This window comes from Lentzea rhizosphaerae, assembly GCF_042649515.1.
Classification (GTDB): Bacteria; Actinomycetota; Actinomycetes; order Mycobacteriales; family Pseudonocardiaceae; genus Lentzea; species Lentzea aerocolonigenes.
Genome location: NZ_JBHRZI010000014.1, coordinates 60,226 through 79,078, shown reverse-complemented (window position 1 = coordinate 79,078; position 18,853 = coordinate 60,226). Strand labels below are relative to the sequence as shown.

Genomic DNA, 18,853 nt, shown 5'->3' with positions numbered 1-18,853 from the left:
TGGAGGTACCTTCGTGCCGTGGCCACTACTTGCGAACACGTCGCCGAGCTGGGTCCTGAGCCCGCGCCGTCCACGCCGGAGGGATGTGAGGACTGCCTGGCCGTGGGCGGCAGGTGGGTGCACCTGCGCCTGTGCCTCGGCTGCGGCAAGGTCGCCTGTTGCGACTCGTCGCCCGCCAAGCACGCCTCGAAGCACTTCGCCGACGAGGGGCACCCGATCATGCGCTCGTTCGAGCCGGGGGAGACCTGGCGCTGGTGCTTCGTGGACGACATGGTCGTGTGACCGCAGGCGGTCGCACGGCCCGTGCGTGCCGGCGTGACCTGATCCGCGGCCGCACCGACGAGGGGGTGGAAGATGCTGGACCTGAGCCCGCAGCCGGGCGATCTGGAGCCGATCGAGACGGCGTCGGTGGACGAGCTGCAGGCGGTGCAGCTCGACCGGCTGCGGTGGTCGGTCCGGCACGCCTACGAGAACGTGCCGCACTACCGGGCGTCGTTCGACGTCGCGGGCGTGCACCCCGACGACGTGAAGACGTTGGCAGATCTGGCGAAACTGCCGTTCACCGGCAAGGCGGACCTGCGCGACAACTACCCGTTCGGCATGTTCGCCGTGCCGCGCAACGAGGTCGTGCGCATCCACGCGTCCTCGGGCACCACCGGACGCCCGACCGTCGTCGGCTACACGCGCGATGACGTGGACATGTGGGCGGCGGTGGTCGCGCGCAGCATCCGCGCCGCCGGTGGCCGCGCCGGGCACGTCCTGCACAACGCCTACGGCTACGGCCTGTTCACCGGCGGGCTGGGCGCCCACGCGGGTGCGGAAGTGCTGGGCTGCACGGTCGTTCCGGTGTCCGGCGGCATGACCGAGCGCCAGGTCCAGCTGATCCGCGACTTCGAGCCGGACATCATCATGGTCACGCCGTCGTACATGCTCTCGATCATCGACGAGATGGAGCGCCAGGGCGTCGACCCGCGTTCGACGTCGTTGAAGGTCGGCATCTTCGGCGCCGAGCCGTGGACGAACGACATGCGCCGCGAGATGGAGCAACGCCTCGACATGCACGCCGTGGACATCTACGGCCTGTCCGAGGTGATCGGGCCGGGCGTGGCGAGCGAGTGCGTGGAGACCAAGGACGGCCTGCACGTCTGGGAGGACCACTTCTATCCGGAGATCATCGACCCGATCACCGGCGAGGTGCTGCCCGACGGCGAGGAGGGCGAGCTCGTCTTCACCTCGCTGACCAAGCAGGCGATGCCGGTCATCCGCTACCGCACCCGCGACCTGACCCGGTTGCTGCCGGGCACCGCGCGGTCCATGCGCCGGATCGAGAAGATCACCGGCCGCACCGACGACATGATCATCCTGCGCGGCGTGAACCTCTTCCCTACCCAGATCGAGGAGCTGATCCTCCGGGTTCCCGCGCTGTCACCGCACTTCCAGTGCGTGCTCAGCCGAACGGGCAACCTCGACGACCTGACCGTGGTGGTCGAGCACCGCGAGGGTGTTGTCGCCGGGGAGGCGGCGGCTGAGCTCAGGAAGCTCGTCAAGAACTCCATCGGGGTCACGGTGGCGGTGGAGGTTGTTGCGCCGGGAGGGATTGAGCGTTTCGTCGGCAAGATGAAGCGGATCGTGGACCGGCGGCCCGCGCGTTAGGCAGTGGATCCACCGGGCGCCTGCCGTTTGGCGCGAAAAGCACGTTCGGGCCGATAGATGGCCCGAACGTGCTTTTCGCGCCAAAAAAATATGTCCGGTGCCGCGCGTCGCCCGTCTCAGTTCTTCGCGACCAGCGTCAGCACGTCGTAGGTCGCGACCGGATCCCCGTCCTGGTTCGTCACCACGGCGTCCCACCGCACCTCGCCGTACTCGGCGTTGGTGCGCGGGGTGATCTGCTTGACCGTCAGCGTCACCGTGATGGTGTCACCGGCCTTCACCGGCGTCAGGAACCGCAGACCGTCCACACCGAAGTTCGCGAGCACCGGACCGGGGTTCGGCTCGACGAACAGTCCGGCCGCCAGCGACACGACGAGGTAGCCGTGCGCCACGATGCCGCCGAACAACGGGTTCGCCGCCGCGGCCTCCGGGTCGGTGTGGGCGTAGAAGGTGTCGCCGGTGAACTCGGCGAAGTGGTCGATGTCGGCGAGCGTGACCTGCCTCGGCGCGGACTCGACCGCGTCGCCGATCTTCAGCTCCGCCAGCGACTTGCGGAACGGGTGCACCTCGTCGACCACTCGCTTGGAACCGGTGGTCCAGCGGCCGGTGATCGCCGTGAGCATGTCCGGCGAGGCCTGCACTGCGGTGCGCTGCATGTGGTGCAGCACGCCGCGCACACCGCCCAGCTCCTCGCCGCCACCCGCTCGGCCGGGGCCGCCGTGCACCAGCATCGGCAGCGGGCTGCCGTGCCCGGTCGACTCGGCCGCGTCGTCGCGGTCCAGCACCAGGATCCTGCCGTGCCACGGTGCCACGCCCAGGACAACCTGCCGGGCCACGGCGGGGTCGTGCGTGACGAGGGAGCCGACCAGGCTGCCCTTGCCGCGGGCGGCGAGTTCGATCGCCTGGGCGGTGGTGCGGTAGGTGATCACCGTGCTCACCGGGCCGAACGGTTCGACGTCGTGCGGCTCGGGCGCGTCGGCGCCGGCTCGCAGCAGCACGGGGGAGAGGAACGCGCCGCGCTCGGCGTCCGCGTCGATGAGCTTCACCTCGGTGGGGTCGCCGAACACGATCTCGGCGGAGTTGCGCAGCGACTCGACCGCCTTGCGCACCTCGTCCCGCTGCCCGAGTGACGCCAGCGCGCCCATCCGCACGTTCTCGTCGGCCGGGTTGCCCACGGTGATCTTCGCGAGCCGGGCGGCGATCGCCTCGACCACGGTGTCACCGATCGCCTCGGGCACGATCGCACGCCGGATCGCGGTGCACTTCTGGCCCGCCTTCACCGTCATCTCGCTGACGACGCCCTTGACGAAGAGGTCGAACTCGGGGTCGCCCGGCCGCACGTCGGGGCCGAGGATCGAGCAGTTGAGCGAGTCCGCCTCGACCTGCAGGCGCACGCCGCCGTGCTGGACGTTCGGGTGGTTGCGCAGAATCCCGGCCGTGTGCGCGGATCCGGTGAACGCCACGGAGTCCTGTTCGTCCAGGACGTCGAGCAGCCCGCGCGGGCTGCCGGACAGCAGCTGCAGCGATCCCTCGGGCAGGATGCCGGAGGAGATGATCCGCCGCACGACCGCCTCGGTGAGGTAGGCGGTCTGGCTCGCCGGCTTCACGATGCTCGGCAGGCCGGCGAGGAACGCGGGCGCGAGCTTCTCGAGCATGCCCCACACGGGGAAGTTGAAGGCGTTGATCTGCACGGCCACACCGGGCCGCGACGTGTAGATGTGCTGACCCAGGAACGTGCCTTCACGTCCGAGCCGTTCGAGGCCGCCGTCGAGCACGACGGTGTCGTTCGGCAGTTCCCGCACGCCCTTGCTCGCGAAGCTGAACAACGTGCCGAAGCCGCCGTCGATGTCGACGAGCGAGTCGCGCTTCGTCGCGCCGGTGCGGTACGACAGCTCGTAGAGCGAGTCCTTGTCCGCGCTGAGGTGCTTGGCCAGTTCCTTGATGAGCACGGCACGCTGGTGGAACGTGAGCTCGCGGATCGCCGGCCCGCCGACGCGCCGGGCGTGGTCCGTCATCTGGCGCAGGTCGAGGCCCTCGCTCGTCAGCCGCGCGACCTCCTCGCCGGTCACCGCGTCGAGCAGCGGTTCTCCGTCGGCCTGAGCGCGGAACCAACGGCCGGCTGCGTAGCTCTCGAGCAGTGCGGTCACTGTCGGATCCCTTCCCTTGCCCCTCGCGGCTTCTCTGTGCCACGGTAATACAGAACGTTCGGTCAGTAAATCGTGGGAGTCGTGATGGTCGTTCCTGCATCTGTTGGCGTGTACGGCGGTGGACGGATGGGTGCCGGCATCGCCCACGCGTTCGCGCTCGCCGGAAGCACCGTCACGATCGTCGAGACCGAGGCCGCCGCGGACGCCGCACGGGCACGGGTGGAGAAGAGCCTGGCGAAAGCCGCCGAGAAGGGCATCGCGATCCACGGCACCGTCGAAGTGGTCACGGATCCGGCGCTGCTGACGTCGGCGTCGCTCGTGGTCGAGGCGGTCCCCGAACTGGTCGAACTGAAGCAGGCCGTGCTCGCCACCATCGCACGATCGGCCCCGCAGGCGTTGATCGGCACGAACACCAGCTCGTTGTCGATCGACGTGCTGGCGCAGGCGCTGCCCGACCCGTCCGTCCTCATCGGACTGCACTTCTTCAACCCCGTGCCCGCCAGCGATCTCGTCGAGGTGGTCGTCGGCAGGCGGACTCCGCCCGCACTGGTCGAGCAGGCCCGGGAATGGGTGCGCGGCCTGGACAAGCACGCGATCACCGTGCAGGACTCGCCGGGGTTCGCGAGCAGCCGCCTCGGTGTCGCCATCGCACTGGAAGCGATGCGGATGGTGGAGGAGGGCGTCGCGTCGGCCGAGGACATCGACAGCGCCATGACCCTCGGCTACCGGCACCCCGTCGGACCGCTGCGCACCACGGACCTGGTCGGCCTCGACGTGCGCCTCGCGATCGCCGAACACCTCGAACGCGAGCTCGGCCCGCGGTACGCCCCGCCGCGGCTGTTGCGCGACAAGGTCGCCGCCGGTGAGCTGGGCCGCAAGACGGGGAAGGGGTTCTACGAGTGGTGACGGCACGTCGGCACGTGATCCGGCGGTGTTTGGAACACTGCACCGCATGACCACGACGGAGAACGGCAGGGCGAGGCGCCGCGGACGTCCGGGCTACGACCTGGAGACGTTGCTCAAAGCCGCCGCCGAGCTGTTCTACGAACGCGGCTACGACGGCACCAGCATCCAGGACCTCGCCACCCACCTCGGCGTCGCGAAGTCCGCGATCTACCACCACGTGCCGAGCAAGGAAGCCCTGCTCCACCTCGCCGTCGACCGGGCGCTCGACGGCCTGTTCGCCGAGGTGACCAAACTGGACGCGGTCGGCGGGCGCGCCGTCGACCGGCTCGAGCACCTCGTCCGCGGCAGTGTCGCGGTCCTGGTCGAGCAACTGCCGTTCGTCACCCTGCTCCTGCGCGTGCGCGGCAACAGCGAGACCGAACGCGAGGCGATGGCCCGGCGCCGCGAGTTCGACGACCTCGTCACCGGTCTGGTGGCCGACGCCGCGGCCGAGGGTGACCTCCGCGCGGACATCGACCCCGCGATGACGACCCGCCTGCTGTTCGGCACGGTCAACTCGCTCATCGAGTGGTACCGGCCGCAGGGTGGACTCGGCGCGGCCGAGCTCGCGGACGTGGTGGCGATGGTGGCGTTCGACGGACTGCGCGTGCGAGGCGCCTGACCCGGGTCAGTTCTCGGCGTCCTCGAAGATCAGGAACGTCTTGGTCGACAGCACGCCGGGGATCGTCTGCAGCTGCTCCAGGACGACACGGCGCAGGGCGTTGTTGTCCTCCGCACGGACGAGCAGCATCACGTCGAACTCGCCGCCCATGAGCGCCATGTGCCGCACCTCGGAGATGGCGCGGAGTTTCACCTGCAGATCGCGCCAGTTGCTCTGCCGCACGGTCATCGCCACGTAGGCCGACGTGGTCAGGCCGACCTTGACCGGGTCGACCCGCGCGGTGAAGCCGGTGATCACCCCGTCCGCCACGAGGCGTTCGAAGCGGGCGTAGGCGTTCGCGCGCGAGATCGTCACGCGCTCGGCCAGCGCGCGTCCGGACAACCGGCCGTCCGACTCGAGCTCGCTGAGAATCCTGCGGTCGATCTCGTCCAGCTCCGTGTCCACGCGTCTCGCTCCCTAGGTCAAAAGTGCCGCCTGACAAGCCAGCTGGATCGGCTGAATCGCTTCGTCGAGCCAATCGTCTCGCAGTGTCGCTTCAATGTAGTCGAATGGCCCTGTGTCTGGGCAAAATCCGGACTCGATGCAACTGCTCCTGGAGGTGCGGATGAGTGCCGGTCAGCTCAAGGCGGCGATCACCCCGGCCCGGTCGCTGGACGAGACCGGCCGGCTGGTCAGGGGAGCGTCGGTGCCCGACCCGGAGGCGCTGGTCGAGGGTTACCGCAAACTCGTGTTCGCCCGCAGGCTCAACGAACAGTGCGGCGCGCTCGTCCGTCAGGGACGCCTGGCCGTCTACCCCTCCTCGCGGGGACAGGAGGCCTGTCAGGTCGCGTGCGCGTCGGTCCTGGCGGACGGCGACTGGTTGTTCCCGACCTACCGCGACACGGCCGCGATCGCCGCACGCGGAGTGGACCCGGTCGAGGTGCTCACCCTGCTGCGCGGCGACTGGCACTGCGGGTACGACCCGGACGAGCACAAGGTCGCACCTCAGGCCACGCCGCTCGCGACCCAGTTGCTGCACGCGGTCGGCGTCGCCCACGCGGCTCGTCTCAAGGGCGAGGACACGGTGGTCATGGCGCTGTGCGGCGACGGCGCCACCAGCGAAGGCGACTTCCACGAGGCCTGCAACTTCGCCGCCGTCTTCCGCGCCCCGGTGGTGTTCTTCGTGCAGAACAACAAGTACGCGATCTCGGTGCCGCTGGCCCGCCAGTCGGTCGCGCCTTCGCTCGCGGCCAAGGCGATCGGCTACGGCATGCCGGGTTTCCGGGTCGACGGCAACGACCTGCCGGCGTTGGAACAGGTGCTCGGCGAGGCTGTCGCACGGGCTCGTGGGGGCGAGGGGCCGACGCTGGTCGAGGCGGACACCTACCGCATCGAGTCCCACACCAACGCCGACGACGCCAGCCGCTACCGCACCGACGACGAGGTCACCGAGTGGCTGCCGCGTGATCCGCTGCTGCGAGTCCGGACCTACCTCAGGAAGGCCGGCGCGCTCGACGACGACCTCGAACAGAAGATCACTGCCGCCGCCGAGGAGATGGCGGCCGCGGTCCGTGCCGGAGTCGGTGCCGACACACCGGTCGATCCCGGGGACCTGTTCGCCCACGTGTACTCCACCCCCACCCCACAGCTGGCGGAACAGCGCGCGACGCTGCGGGCCGAGCTCGACCTCGAGGAAGCGTGATGAGCGCCCCGAAGATGACCATGGCACAGGCGATCAACGCCGCGTTGCGGGACGCCATCGCCGAGGACGACTCGGTGGTCGTGTTCGGCGAGGACGTCGCCCAGCTCGGCGGAGTGTTCCGCGTGACCGACGGGCTGCACGCCGAGTTCGGTGAGAACCGGGTCTTCGACACCCCGCTCGCGGAGTCCGGAATCGTCGGCATGGCCGTGGGAATGGCCATGAACGGCATGCGCCCGGTCGTCGAGATGCAGTTCGACGCCTTCGCGTACCCCGCGTTCGAGCAGATCGTCAGCCACGTCGCGAAGCTGGGCAACCGCACGCGCGGCAAGGTGCGGCTGCCGATCGTCATCCGAATCCCTTACGCCGGTGGGATCGGCGGAGTGGAGCACCACTGCGACTCGTCCGAGGCCTACTACGCGCACACCCCCGGCCTGACCGTCGTCGCACCGGCCACCAATGCGGACGCCTACGGACTGTTGCGCGCGGCCATCGCCAGCCCCGACCCGGTGGTCTTCCTGGAGCCCAAGAAGCACTACTTCTCCAAGGAAGAGGTCGACGTCTCGGTGCCGGTGCCGCCGATCGGCCGCGCGGTGGTCCGGCGTCAGGGACGGGACGCCACGTTGATCGCTTACGGCCCGTCCGTGCCGGTGGCGCTGGCCGCCGCCGAGCAGGCCGCGACCGAAGGGCGGGACCTGGGCGTGGTCGACCTGCGCTCCATCGTTCCGTTCGACGACGAGACCGTGTGCGCCGAGGTGCGCAGGACCGGCAGGGCCGTGGTGGTCGCGGAGGCACCAGGCTTCGCCTCGGTCGCCTCCGAGATCGCAGCGCGCGTGGGAGAGCGCTGCTTCCACCACCTCGAGGCGCCGGTGCGCCGCGTCACCGGGTTCGACGTGCCGTATCCGCCGCCGAAGCTGGAGCACCACTTCCTGCCCGGCGTGGACCGGATCCTCGACGCCGTCGACACGTTGCAGTGGGAGGACGCCGCGTGAGCACCCGGGTGTTCGACCTGCCCGACCTCGGCGAGGGACTGACCGAGGCCGTGCTGATCCGGTGGCTGGTCAAGACCGGGGACCCCGTCGCGGTGGACGAGCCCGTCGCCGAGGTGGAAACGGCCAAGGCGATGGTCGAGGTGCCCTCGCCGTTCGGCGGCGTGATCGCACGGCTGCACGGTGAGGAAGGCGCCACGCTGCAGGTCGGCTCACCGTTGATCTCGGTCGACGCGGGGCCTTCCGCCGCGGAGTCCTATGTGGAGGAAGAGCGCGCCGGTTCGGGCAACGTCCTGATCGGCTACGGAACTTCGGGGGCGGCCTCGTCTCGCCGCCGCCGGAGAAGGGCCGTTCCCCGTCCCGCGCCCACGAGGCAGACCCGGAACGGGGAACGGCCCGCTGTGCAGTCGCCGATCGTGCGCAGGCTCGCCCGTGACAAGGGTGTGGACCTGACTGCGCTGACCGGCACCGGACCCGACGGCCTGATCATGCGGCGCGACGTCGAAGCAGCCGCCGCACCGGAGCCCGTCGCCGTGCCGCAGCCTGCCGCGGTCGTGAGCGACGTGGACCAGCGCACGGGCTTGCCGATCCGCACCCGAGTGCCGCTGACGGGCATGCGCAAGGCGGTCGCCACCACCCTGACCCGCAGCCGCACGGAGATCCCCGAGGCGACGACGTGGGTGGACGTCGACGCGACCGCCCTGGTGGACCTCCGCGCCGAACTGAAGGAAACCGGTGCGGCGCCAGGAATTCTGGCCATGGTCGCCCGTTTCGTCGTGGCAGGACTCGCCCGCTTCCCGGAGCTGAACTCCCGGGTCGACACCGTTCGCGGCGAGATCACCCACCTCGACGGCGTCAACCTCGGCCTCGCCGCCCAGACCGACCGCGGCCTCGTGGTCCCGGCGATCAAGGACGCGCACCGCCTGAGCATGCGCGGCCTCGACACCGAGATCCGCAGGCTCACCGCCGCCGCACGCGAAGGAACCGCGACCGCGGCCGAACTCAGCTCGGGTTCGTTCACCTTGAACAACTACGGCGTGCTCGGGGTCGACGGCAGCGCCGCGATCATCAACCACCCGGAGGTCGCGATCCTCGGCATGGGACGGATCCTGCCCCGGCCGTGGGTGGTCGGCGGCGAGGTCGTGGCCCGGCAGATCGTGCAGCTGTCGTTGGTGTTCGACCACCGGGTCTGCGACGGAGGCACCGCGGGCGGCTTCCTCCGGTTCGTCGCCGACTGCATCGAGGCCCCGAAGTCCGCGATGGCAGACCTGTAGTCGGTCAGTCCTTCGCGGCTGCCGCACGCCCGTCGGCCAAGAACCCGGCGATCGAGCCGAGTTCTGCCAGCGGGCGGGCGGCGCCGAACGCGGTGTTCCAGAAGGACCCGGTGCGCTGCCGCCAGGGCCCGACGTACGCGTAGGGCTCGGCGATGTGCTCGTCACCGGGCGAGATGCCGTAGTTGACCTCGTCGACGGAGATGCCGAGGTCGAAGTGCTCCGGCCAGAGGACCGGCGTCTGGTCCGGGGCGAACTCGCGCAGCTCCCGGTCGCCCTCGGCGAACGCGTCGGCGATCAGCCGGGCGGCGTGCGGATCGACGTCGAGCTCCTCGCCGGGGGTCACGCCGGAGCCGTCGCGGTACACGTCGGTCAGCGTGCGGACGCGCAGTCCCGCGGCCGCCGCCAGATCGTCGCACGTGCCTTTGAGCGGTAGCCGCGCCTCGTTGGTGACGAGCTGGTCGCCGTCGATCCGCAGGTCCGGTTCGGCGACGGTGCCGAAGCCGCCTGGGGTGATGCGCAGCCGGATGGTGCCGCTGCGGTCGAACTGGGGGCCGGCCAGGAGCAGTTCCGCGGCGCCGTGCAGGGCGCGGCGGGTGGTCTCGAAAGTCATCTCGTCTCCTCGTGTAACGCCGGTCACGGGTGCGGGCACTGAGTGCTCAGTGTCGGCTCACCGAGGAGGCGTTACATGTCGTGGCATCGGGTGGATCCCGCCGACGTCCCGCAGGACGGGCGGGTGCGCAGTGTCGTCGTGGACGGGCGCACCGTGGCGTTGTCGCGGTGCGGGGCCGGGCTGGGGGCGCTGGAGAACCGGTGCCCGCACCAGGGCGGTCCGCTGGGGGAGGGCGCGATCGAGAAGGGCTGGCTGCGCTGCCCGTGGCACGGCTACGACTACCACCCGCTGACGGGCAAACCACCCGCGGGTTTCTCCGACGGTGTGCCGGCGTTCGAGGTCGAGGAACGCGACGACGGCGTCTACGTCGAGCTGCCGGACCTGGAGCAGCGGCCCCGCAGCGTCGCGGACGTCATGGTCGAGACGCTGGTGGCGCACGGGGTGACACACGTGTTCGGCATGGTCGGCCACTCGAACCTCGGGTTCGCCGAGGCGTTGCGGCGCGCGGAAGAACGCGGTGAGCTGACCTACGTCGGGATCCGCCACGAGGGCGCCGCCGCGTTCGCCGCCAGCGCGTACGGCAAGCTCACCGGCCGGCCCGCGGCGTGCTTCGCGATCGCCGGACCCGGATCGACCAACCTGTTGACCGGGCTGTACGACGCCAAGCTCGACCAGGCGCCCGTCGTTGCCATCTCCGGGCAGGTGCCGTCGAAGGTGCTCGGCCGCGGCGCGTTCCAGGACGTCGACCTCTCCGCGGTGTTCAAGGACGTGTCGGTGTCCACGACCACCGTCCACAGTGGAAGCGACCACGCGGAGCTCGCCGCGCTGGCGGTGAAGCACGCGATCGACGGACGCGGTGTCGCGCACCTCGTGCTGCCGGACGAGGTGCAGGTGCTGCCGTCCGAGGCGAAGGCCGCGATGCCGGACGGCAGGCTGTCCGATCGCCGCACCCGGCCCGACGACGCGGCGTTGACCAGGGCGGCGGCGCTCGTCCGGGACGCTCGGCGACCCGTGCTGATCGCCGGGCACGGCGCGTGGGCGGCCCGCACCGAGGTCCGGATGCTCGCGGAACACCTCAACGCGCCGGTGCTGACCACGTTCAAGGCCAAGGGTCTCGTCCCGGACTCGCACCCGCTGGCCGGTGGCGTGCTCGGCCGCAGCGGCACGCCCGTCGCGAGCTGGCTGATGAACGAGTCCGACCTGCTGGTGGTGGTCGGCGCCTCGTTCGCCAACCACACGGGAATCGCGCCGTACAAGCCGATCGTGCAGATCGACGACGACCACGCCGCGATCGGCCGGTTCGACGCCGTCACCTGCGACGTGCTCGGCGACGCGGCCCTCACCCTCGCCGCGCTGGTGCACGAGCTGGACGAGGTGAAGTCCACCGACCAGCGACCGGACGTCGCCGCGCGGTGGGACATCTGGCGGCACGAGAAGTCTCGTCGCGCCGCGGACGACCGTGGCCGCGGGGTGTCCGCGGCGGCGGTGTTCGCCGCCCTGTCACAGCACCTGAGCGCGGACGCCGTCGTCACCGTGGACGTCGGCAACCACGCCTACTCGCTCGGCCGCTACCTGGAGTCCAAGGGCCAGCCGGTGCTCATGTCGGGCTACCTCGGGTCGATCGGCTTCGGGTACCCGGCCGCGATCGGCGCGTGGGCCGCCGCACCGGACCGCCCGATCGTCGCCGTCACGGGCGACGGCGGGTTCGGCCAGTACGCGACCGAACTGACCACCGCGGTGAAGTACGGCATCCCGATCAAGCACGTGCTGCTCGACAACAACGCCCTCGGCAAGATCAGCAAGGAGCAGCGCGCCGAGGACTACCCGGTCTGGCACACCTCGCTGCACAACCCGGACTGGGCCGCGTACGCCCGGATCTGCGGCGCGACCGGCATCCGCGTCGACCGGCGCGACCAGCTCGACGAGGCCATGACCGAGCTCTTCACCACCGACGGACCCGCCCTGTTGTGCGTCGAACAAGACGCCGAACTGCTGTAGAAGGAGTTTCCGCATGCCCAGGATCGTGACCAGCGCTGTGCTCGACGCCCCCGCGCAGGAGGTGTGGGAGCTGCTGAGGGACTTCTCCGCGATCGGCTCCTGGCACCCGTTCCTGCCGGAGGCGAAGATCGAAGGCGGTGACCCCGCCGACCGGGTGGGTGCCGTCCGCGTGTTCCCGGCGGCGGGCGGGCACCGCGAACGCCTCGTCGCACTGGACGACGCCGAACGCAGCACCCGGTACGCGTTCGAGGACACCGCCGGACTGCCCGTGCGCGGCTACGTCTCCGGCCTGCGGGTGACGCCCGCGTCCGACACCACGTCGCTGGTCGAGTGGACGGCCGACTTCGACTGCGACGCGACCGACGAACCCCAGGTGCTCTCCCAGGTCCGCGACGGGATCTTCCTGCCGGGCCTGACCGCGTTGAAGGAGCGATTCGCATGACCGACTACAGCGACCTCAAGGCGTTGTTCATCAACTGCACGCTCAAGCGGTCGCCCGACCGCAGCAACACCGAGGGCCTGGTGGACCTCAGCCGGGCGATCATGGAGAAGCAGGGCGTCCAGGTCGAGGTCCTGAGGGCGATCGACCACGACATCGCCATCGGGGTGTGGCCCGACATGAGAGAGCACGGCTGGGCGACCGACGCCTGGCCGGAGATCTACGAACGGGTGATGGCCTCGGACATCCTCGTCATCGCGGGCCCGATCTGGCTGGGCGACAACAGCTCCGTGACCAAGCAGGTCATCGAGCGGCTCTACGCGTGCTCGCACCTCCTCAACGACGCCGGGCAGTACGCCTACTACGGCCGCGTCGGCGGCTGCCTGATCACCGGCAACGAGGACGGCGTCAAGCACTGCGCCATGAACGTCCTCTACAGCCTGCAGCACCTGGGCTACACGATCCCGCCGCAGGCCGATGCCGGCTGGATCGGCGAGGCCGGTCCCGGACCGTCCTACCTGGACCCCGGATCGGGCGGTCCGGAGAACGACTTCACCAACCGCAACACCACGTTCATGACGTGGAACCTGCTGCACCTGGCCCGCATGCTCAAGGACGCGGGCGGAATCCCGGCTCACGGGAACCAGCGCTCCGGGTGGGACGCGGGATGTCGCTACGACTTCGACAACCCCGAGTACCGGTAGATTCCCGTGGATGCTGCCCGCGGACGACGTGCTCGTCGCCGGACTCCGGTCCGGTGACGAGGCGACGTTCGCGCGGCTGCTGGACAGCTGGTCGGCGTCGATGCTGAGGCTGGCCCGCTCGTTCGTGTCCACCGACGCCTCGGCGGAGGAGGTCGTCCAGGACACCTGGCTGGCCGTGATCCGCGGTGTCGATGGATTTCAGGGCGCGTCGTCGTTGCGCACGTGGGTGTACCGGATCCTGGTCAACACGGCGAAGAAGCGGGGCGTCAAGGAGAAGCGGACGGTGCCGTGGACCAGCCTGGAGCCGGACGGCGGGCCGACCGTCGACCCGGACCGGTTCCGCGGGCCCGGCGACGCCTATCCGGGGCACTGGCGGGAGTTTCCCGAGCCGTGGGTGCTCGGCGACGAGTTTCGGCACGTGGTGGGGCGGGCACTCGACCAGCTGCCGGAACGGCAGCGCGTGGTGGTGACGTTGCGCGACGTCGAAGGTCACTCGTCCGAGGAGGTGTGTGCGATGCTGGAGATCTCGGCGGCCAACCAGCGGGTGCTGCTGCACCGCGGTCGGGCGGCGGTCCGCGCACACGTCGAGAAGTACCTCGGGGGAGCGACATGACGTGTGAGGAGTTCGTCGAGCTCGTCACCGCGTTCCTGGAGGGCGCGCTGGACGAGGCGACCGAGCGTGACTTCGTCGCCCACCTCGCGGAGTGCCGGGGCTGCGAGCGCTACCTCGACCAGTTCCGCACCACCATCTCCGAACTGGGCGAGCTGCCGCCGGAGACGTTGTCCGGCGACACGCGTGAGCGGCTGCTCGACGCGTTCCGGAACTTCCCCAGGGCGTAACGTCCGGCCTGCTCGGGGGCACTGAACTCCCATGCCGGATGTGGAGTTCGTCAACCTGCTGATCGTGGCCGCCATCGCGTTGACGGCACCGTTGCTGCTCGGTCTCGCACCCGCACTGCGCGTGCCGGCCGTCGTCCTGGAGATCGTCGCGGGAGTCGTCGTCGGGCCCTCGGGGCTCGGCTGGGTGGAGATCGACCTCCCGGTGCAGATCGTCGCGTTGCTCGGTCTCGCGTTCCTGCTGTTCCTCGCCGGTCTGGAGATCGACGTGCGGCGGCTGAGCGGTCAGGCGCTGCTCGGCTACGCCGTCACGCTCGCGGCGGGGCTCGCCGCCGGGTTCGCCTTCCACGCGGCCGGCTGGGTGCAGAGCCCGTTGCTGCTGGCGGTCACCCTCTCGGCGACCTCGCTCGGTCTGATCGTCCCCGTTCTCAAGGACGCGGGCCGCGTCGACAGCGACGCGGGACAGGTCGCCATCGCGGGTGCGTCGGTGGCGGACTTCGCGGCGATCATCCTGCTGTCGCTGGCTTTCTCCATGTCCGGTGGTGGCCTCGGTGGACGGTTCGGGCTGCTCGGCCTGTTCGCGGGACTCGTCGTGCTCACCGGTGTGGTGATCGCCTTCGCCGGACGGTCGCGACGGCTGGGGACGTGCTGTCGCGGTTGCAGGACACGACGGCGGAGATCCGCGTGCGTGCGGCGGTGTTGCTGCTCGTGGCGTTCGTCGCGCTCGCCGAGGGGTTGGGCCTGGAGAGCATCCTCGGCGCGTTCCTCGCCGGTGTCGTGGTCGGTGTGGTCGACAGGGACACGACGTCGCACCCGCGGTTCCGGATCAAGCTGGAGGCCATCGGCTACGGCTTCCTCATCCCGGTCTTCTTCGTGACCAGCGGACTCCGGCTGGACCTGGGCGGCCTGTTCGCCGACGCCGGGGCGCTCGCGCGGGTCCCGTTGTTCCTCGCCGCGCTCCTGCTCGCTCGCGGCCTGCCCGCGTTCCTGCACGCGCGCGCACTGCCGCGCCGCGACGTGTACGCGGTGGCGCTGCTGCAGGCGACCTCGCTGCCGTTCATCGTCACCGCGACCCAGATCGGCGTGGCCGTCGGTCTGATGTCGCCGGTCACGGCTGCCGCGCTCACCTGCGCCGGACTGCTGTCGGTGCTGCTCTTCCCGGCCGCCGCGGTCGGCCTGCTGTCCAGGGGCGCGAGCCGTGAGCGCGTTGCCACCGATTGATGTATATGCAACACTGGGCTGGTGAAGACCTCTGCCGTCGACGAGATCGTGGGCGACTGCCTGGCGGTCCGCGCCCGGCTGATCAGCCGGGCCCTCACGAGCCTCTACGACGGAGCGCTCGCCGGTCACGGCGTGACGATCGCGCAGCTCAACCTGCTCGCGGCCGTCGGCAAAGCCGGTCCGTGCGCGCCGTCCGTCCTCGGTGACGTGTTGCAGCTGGAGAGGTCCACGGTCAGTCGCAACCTGAACCTCCTGCTCGGCCACGGCTGGGTCGAGGCCGTCTCCGCCGACGCGAAGGGGATCCGGGAGGTCGCGCTCACCGACGCCGGCCGCGCCAAGATCGAGTCCGTGATGCCTGTCTGGCGGCAGTGTCAGAACGAGGCAGCCCGCCTTCTCGGGGCCTCGGGAACCGGTGCGATCCAGGGGATCGCGCGCGAGATGGGCTATCCGCCCGGCGTCTGAGACGCGAGTTCAGGTCTCGCGTTCTTTCGACGACCGCATGTTGTAGGTACAACAGAAGGAGGAGCAATGAGCACATTCGCGAACAAGGTGGTGCTGGTGACCGGCGCTTCCCGGGGAATCGGCAGGGCGGTCGCTCTGGCGTTCGCCGCGGAGGGTGCGCGACTCGTTCTCGCGGCCCGCTCGCCGGACCGGCTGGCCGAAGTGGAGGAAGAGGTTCTGGCTCTCGGGGCCGACGCCCTGTCGGTGCAGACCGACGTGTCCGTTCCCGCGGAGGTCGCCGCGCTGGCCGACGCCGCCATGAGCCGGTTCGGCCGCATCGACGTGCTGGTCAACAACGCGGGCATCGGCAAGGTCGGCGAGGTCGCCGCCGGCACCTTCGCCGAGGACCTGCGGCTGACCGAGCGCGCGAGTCTCTTCGGGATGATCGGCGTGACGCAGCAGGTGCTCCCGATCCTGCGGCGGCAGGGGGAGGGGGCGATCGTCAACCTGTCGTCCGTCATGGGGCGCAAGGCCTTCGCCCGGTTCGGTTCGTACGCGATCGTCATGCACGCGGTGTCGGCGTTCTCCGACGCCCTTCGCCAGGAGGTGGCCGCCGACGGCATCCGCGTCTCGGTGATCCACCCCGCGCTGACCGCCACCGACCTGCTGCGGGACGCGGACGTGGCCGAGATGCCGCCGCCGTTTCGCCACATGACGCCCCTGACGCCGGACGACGTCGCGAAGGCCGTGGTGGCCGCGGTCCGGCACGGAAAGCGCCGGGTGGTTCTCCCGCGGACGGCGAACGTGCTGTTGCTGGCGGAGGCGTTTTCGCCGCGCCTGGGCGACCTGGTCGCCACCGCTCTGACGAAGCGGCGCGTCGCCTCGTTGCTCCGCATGAGCCGCGGAAAGACTTACCACGAAACGATTTCCGCGGCTCATTCGCGATGACCGGTCACCGCTTCCGGTAGTAGGCGGTGTAGGTGGTGTTGACCGCGGGCGCGATCAACGTGTGGTCCTTCGCGCCGCCGTCCGACCACGAGGAGAAGAAGTACGTGGAGCGGTTGACGACCTGGGACGTGGGCGCGCTGACGGAGTTGCTCGATCCGACGATCACGGTGGTGGTGAACGGCGTGGTCGTCGCGCCCTCGTTGAACCCGAACCCGGACAGCTTGAGGCCACCGGGGTTGGTCTTGAACGTGAGCACCACCGTCTGAGGATCGAGCCGCACACTCGTCGTGGTGGACAGCCCACCGGAGTCCGTTGCGGTCAAACGCAGTTGCAGGTACGACGGGTACTGGTGGTCAGGAGTCGCGAACTGTCCACTCGCGACACCGGAGAGCGTCTGGACAATGTGCTCGTGGCAGTCGCTCGCGCTGTAGCAGTGGTTGAGCACCAACGACCAGCTGAGCCCGGACGCGGGAACGGTGCCGTCCTGGACGTCGGTCGCGTGGCCGGAGAAGCCGATCGTGTCACCGACCTTCCAGCGCAGTGCGTTCGACGGCGTGTCGATCACCGGGGTCGGCGGGGTGTTGCCCACGGTGATCGTCACCGTCGCCGTGTTGGTGGCGCCCTGCGGGTCCGTGACGCGCAACGACGTGACGTAGTTGCCGGACGACGTGAACGTGTGGGTCGCCGTCGGTGTCGTGGCGTCGCCGAACAGCCCGTCGCCGTTGAGGTCCCAGCTGTAGGTGAGCGCGGAGCCTTCGGGATCGGTCGACGCCGTGCCGCTGTAGTTCACCGTCAGCGGTGCGTTGCCGCTCGTCGGGCTGGCGTTGATGCGTGCGGTCGGCGCCTGGTTCGCCGCCGTGTAGGTGATCCGGTGGATCGTGCCGTTGTCCATGTTGACGTAGAAGAGGTCGCCGTTCGGCCCGATCTTGAGGTCGACCGGGTGGCCCGCGGCCGCGCCGGAGGAGTCCGCGCACACGAAGCACCGGCGTTGCGCGGGGTCGGGAAGCCCGTTGGTGCCCGGCATCATCGCCCAGATCTCGTTGCGGCTGTGGTCGCCGAAGAACAGCGCGCCGTTGTACTCGGCCGGGTAGTTGCCGCCCCGGTAGAAGGTCATGCCGGTGATCGACGAGCTGCCCGTGCGGCAACCGGTGTAGGCGACCACGCACGCGCTGTGGCTGTAGGCGTAGTACGGCGCCGTCACCGAGCCGGGTGTGTTGTACAGCTGCGAGCACGAGGTGAGTCCGGCGCTCTGGTAACCGCTCTGCGGCACGGAACCCTCGTAGCACGGCCAGCCGAAGTTGCGGCCGGTGGTGAGTCGGTTGATCTCCTCCCAGGCGTTCCAGCCGACGTCGCCGATCCACAGCTCGTCGGTGCCCGGCCGCTGGGTCATCCGGAACGGGTTGCGCAGGCCGTAGCCGATCACGCGGCGCGCGTTGGGGTCGGCCGAGGACGCGAACGGGTTGTCCGGCAGGCCCGCGCCGGTGGCGGGATCGATGCGCAGCACCGCTCCGTCCAGCGTCACCGGCCCGCTGGGGCGGCGCATGCTCTGGCTGCGGAGCGCGCCGCCCTGTGCGTCCGGCGGCGTGAGCGCGGTACCGACGGCACCCGGCGGATCGCCGCACGGGTTGGCCTGGTTGCCGGGATAGTTGGCGCCGTACTGGCCGTAGTCGACGTTGTTGAAGCTCGCGCCGTCACCGCCGCTGACGTACAGAGCGCCGTCACGGCCGAACAGCAGCGTGCCGACGGAGTGGCTGGGGTACTGCTGGCACCAGTCCTGGATGAGGACCTGCTCCGCCCCGGTCGTGGTGTTGCCGTTCGCGGTCAGCCGGGACAGCCTCCCGTACACCAGGCAGCCGTCGGTCGTGGGTCCCGGCGGGGTCGGGCAGCCGTCACCCCACCGCCCGCTCGGGTCGTGGGCGTACAGCACGTACACGGACGGGTTCGCCGGGAAGGCGGGGTGCAACGCGAGGCCGAGCATCCCGCGGTCCCAGAAGTCGTGCACGTTCGCCGAAAGGTCGGCGAACGTCGTAGGCGTGGTGTCCGTCAGGCCGTCGAAAACCCTGATGACACCGTTCTTCTGGGCCACGAACACGCGTCCGTCCGCGGCGAACTCGACGTCGATCGGGTTGCTGAGCCCGCTGAACACCACCCGGTCCTGGAAGTTCGGCGGCAGCGTGGCCGCCTGGGCAGCGGGTGACACCACCACGATCGAGGGCGCGAGCAGAACCAACGCGAGCAGGGCTGTCCTCAGCCAAGGGCGCTGCGACATTGCGGCCCCCTTCCGGTCCGGTGCCGTTGACATCGCGGAGAGGGTGGAATCGTTACGTGGCAACGTTTTGTGCCCGGTCGT

The 18,853-nt window shown here is 70.1% G+C and carries 19 protein-coding genes and 1 pseudogene; 16 read left to right on the top strand and 4 right to left on the bottom strand.

Going from position 1 to position 18,853, the window contains the following annotated elements; all coding sequences use genetic code 11:
- Positions 1-18 precede the first annotated feature (18 nt).
- Both ACFOWZ_RS16375 and paaK read left to right on the top strand, forming a co-directional pair.
- Positions 19-282, top strand: coding sequence for a UBP-type zinc finger domain-containing protein (locus tag ACFOWZ_RS16375; protein ID WP_382373274.1), 264 nt, complete (start codon positions 19-21; stop codon positions 280-282).
- Between the two features lie 72 nt (positions 283-354).
- A complete protein-coding gene (gene paaK, locus ACFOWZ_RS16370; RefSeq protein ID WP_382373272.1) occupies positions 355-1,653 on the top strand; it encodes a phenylacetate--CoA ligase PaaK in 1,299 nt (432 codons plus the stop codon).
- Between the two features lie 116 nt (positions 1,654-1,769).
- On the opposite strand, the gene paaZ is transcribed toward paaK, so the two are convergent.
- The gene (paaZ, locus tag ACFOWZ_RS16365; RefSeq protein ID WP_382373268.1) at positions 1,770-3,797 is read right to left on the bottom strand and encodes a phenylacetic acid degradation bifunctional protein PaaZ; all 2,028 of its coding nucleotides are present in this window, start codon (positions 3,795-3,797) and stop codon (positions 1,770-1,772) included.
- 84 nt (positions 3,798-3,881) lie between these two features.
- On the opposite strand from paaZ, the gene ACFOWZ_RS16360 reads away from it, so the two are divergent.
- Together ACFOWZ_RS16360 and ACFOWZ_RS16355 are read left to right on the top strand one after the other, a co-directional pair.
- The gene (locus ACFOWZ_RS16360; protein WP_382373266.1) at positions 3,882-4,703 is read left to right on the top strand and encodes a 3-hydroxyacyl-CoA dehydrogenase family protein; all 822 of its coding nucleotides are present in this window, start codon (positions 3,882-3,884) and stop codon (positions 4,701-4,703) included.
- Positions 4,704-4,749: 46 nt separating this feature from the next.
- Complete coding sequence (locus ACFOWZ_RS16355; protein WP_382373264.1) at positions 4,750-5,364, top strand: TetR/AcrR family transcriptional regulator; 615 nt, start codon at positions 4,750-4,752, stop codon at positions 5,362-5,364.
- Positions 5,365-5,370: 6 nt separating this feature from the next.
- On the opposite strand, the gene ACFOWZ_RS16350 is transcribed toward ACFOWZ_RS16355, so the two are convergent.
- Complete coding sequence (locus ACFOWZ_RS16350) at positions 5,371-5,808, bottom strand: Lrp/AsnC family transcriptional regulator (protein WP_382373262.1); 438 nt, start codon at positions 5,806-5,808, stop codon at positions 5,371-5,373.
- A gap of 160 nt (positions 5,809-5,968) precedes the next feature.
- Between ACFOWZ_RS16350 and pdhA the strand changes: the two genes are divergently transcribed.
- The 3 genes from pdhA to ACFOWZ_RS16335 are packed head-to-tail and all read left to right on the top strand — an operon-like array spanning position 5,969 to position 9,305.
- Positions 5,969-7,045 carry a pyruvate dehydrogenase (acetyl-transferring) E1 component subunit alpha gene (gene pdhA, locus ACFOWZ_RS16345; protein WP_382373466.1) on the top strand — a complete coding sequence of 359 codons (1,077 nt, stop codon included), beginning with the start codon at positions 5,969-5,971 and terminating at the stop codon, positions 7,043-7,045.
- Positions 7,045-8,034: an alpha-ketoacid dehydrogenase subunit beta gene (locus tag ACFOWZ_RS16340; protein WP_382373260.1), complete on the top strand. Its 990-nt coding sequence runs from the start codon at positions 7,045-7,047 to the stop codon at positions 8,032-8,034. The genes pdhA and ACFOWZ_RS16340 overlap by 1 nt, the downstream gene beginning before the upstream one ends.
- Complete coding sequence (locus tag ACFOWZ_RS16335; RefSeq protein ID WP_382373258.1) at positions 8,031-9,305, top strand: dihydrolipoamide acetyltransferase family protein; 1,275 nt, start codon at positions 8,031-8,033, stop codon at positions 9,303-9,305. The genes ACFOWZ_RS16340 and ACFOWZ_RS16335 overlap by 4 nt, the downstream gene beginning before the upstream one ends.
- A gap of 4 nt (positions 9,306-9,309) precedes the next feature.
- Here the strand turns inward: ACFOWZ_RS16335 and ACFOWZ_RS16330 are convergent, their stop codons facing one another.
- A complete protein-coding gene (locus tag ACFOWZ_RS16330) occupies positions 9,310-9,915 on the bottom strand; it encodes a hypothetical protein (RefSeq protein WP_382373256.1) in 606 nt (201 codons plus the stop codon).
- Between the two features lie 75 nt (positions 9,916-9,990).
- Between ACFOWZ_RS16330 and ACFOWZ_RS16325 the strand changes: the two genes are divergently transcribed.
- The 9 genes and pseudogenes from ACFOWZ_RS16325 to ACFOWZ_RS16285 all read left to right on the top strand — a co-directional run bounded on the left by ACFOWZ_RS16325 (position 9,991) and on the right by ACFOWZ_RS16285 (position 16,503).
- Positions 9,991-11,913, top strand: a complete 1,923-nt coding sequence (locus ACFOWZ_RS16325) for a thiamine pyrophosphate-binding protein (RefSeq protein WP_382373254.1) — start codon at positions 9,991-9,993, stop codon at positions 11,911-11,913.
- Positions 11,914-11,926: 13 nt separating this feature from the next.
- Positions 11,927-12,355 carry an SRPBCC family protein gene (locus ACFOWZ_RS16320; RefSeq protein ID WP_382373252.1) on the top strand — a complete coding sequence of 143 codons (429 nt, stop codon included), beginning with the start codon at positions 11,927-11,929 and terminating at the stop codon, positions 12,353-12,355.
- The gene (locus tag ACFOWZ_RS16315; RefSeq protein WP_382373250.1) at positions 12,352-13,056 is read left to right on the top strand and encodes a flavodoxin family protein; all 705 of its coding nucleotides are present in this window, start codon (positions 12,352-12,354) and stop codon (positions 13,054-13,056) included. The genes ACFOWZ_RS16320 and ACFOWZ_RS16315 overlap by 4 nt, the downstream gene beginning before the upstream one ends.
- 10 nt (positions 13,057-13,066) lie before the next feature.
- Positions 13,067-13,669, top strand: coding sequence for an RNA polymerase sigma factor (locus ACFOWZ_RS16310; protein WP_382373248.1), 603 nt, complete (start codon positions 13,067-13,069; stop codon positions 13,667-13,669).
- Positions 13,666-13,896 carry an anti-sigma factor family protein gene (locus ACFOWZ_RS16305; RefSeq protein WP_382373246.1) on the top strand — a complete coding sequence of 77 codons (231 nt, stop codon included), beginning with the start codon at positions 13,666-13,668 and terminating at the stop codon, positions 13,894-13,896. Before ACFOWZ_RS16310 ends, ACFOWZ_RS16305 begins: the two co-directional genes overlap by 4 nt.
- 31 nt (positions 13,897-13,927) lie before the next feature.
- Positions 13,928-14,452: pseudogene (locus ACFOWZ_RS16300) on the top strand (cation:proton antiporter domain-containing protein); the annotation flags it as partial.
- Between the two features lie 86 nt (positions 14,453-14,538).
- Positions 14,539-15,114: a cation:proton antiporter domain-containing protein gene (locus tag ACFOWZ_RS16295; protein WP_382373244.1), complete on the top strand. Its 576-nt coding sequence runs from the start codon at positions 14,539-14,541 to the stop codon at positions 15,112-15,114.
- A gap of 21 nt (positions 15,115-15,135) precedes the next feature.
- Positions 15,136-15,576, top strand: coding sequence for a MarR family winged helix-turn-helix transcriptional regulator (locus ACFOWZ_RS16290; protein WP_382373242.1), 441 nt, complete (start codon positions 15,136-15,138; stop codon positions 15,574-15,576).
- Positions 15,577-15,642: 66 nt separating this feature from the next.
- Positions 15,643-16,503, top strand: coding sequence for an SDR family NAD(P)-dependent oxidoreductase (locus ACFOWZ_RS16285; RefSeq protein ID WP_382373240.1), 861 nt, complete (start codon positions 15,643-15,645; stop codon positions 16,501-16,503).
- 4 nt (positions 16,504-16,507) lie between these two features.
- On the opposite strand, the gene ACFOWZ_RS16280 is transcribed toward ACFOWZ_RS16285, so the two are convergent.
- Positions 16,508-18,772, bottom strand: coding sequence for a PQQ-dependent sugar dehydrogenase (locus ACFOWZ_RS16280; RefSeq protein ID WP_382373238.1), 2,265 nt, complete (start codon positions 18,770-18,772; stop codon positions 16,508-16,510).
- Positions 18,773-18,853: the final 81 nt, after the last annotated feature.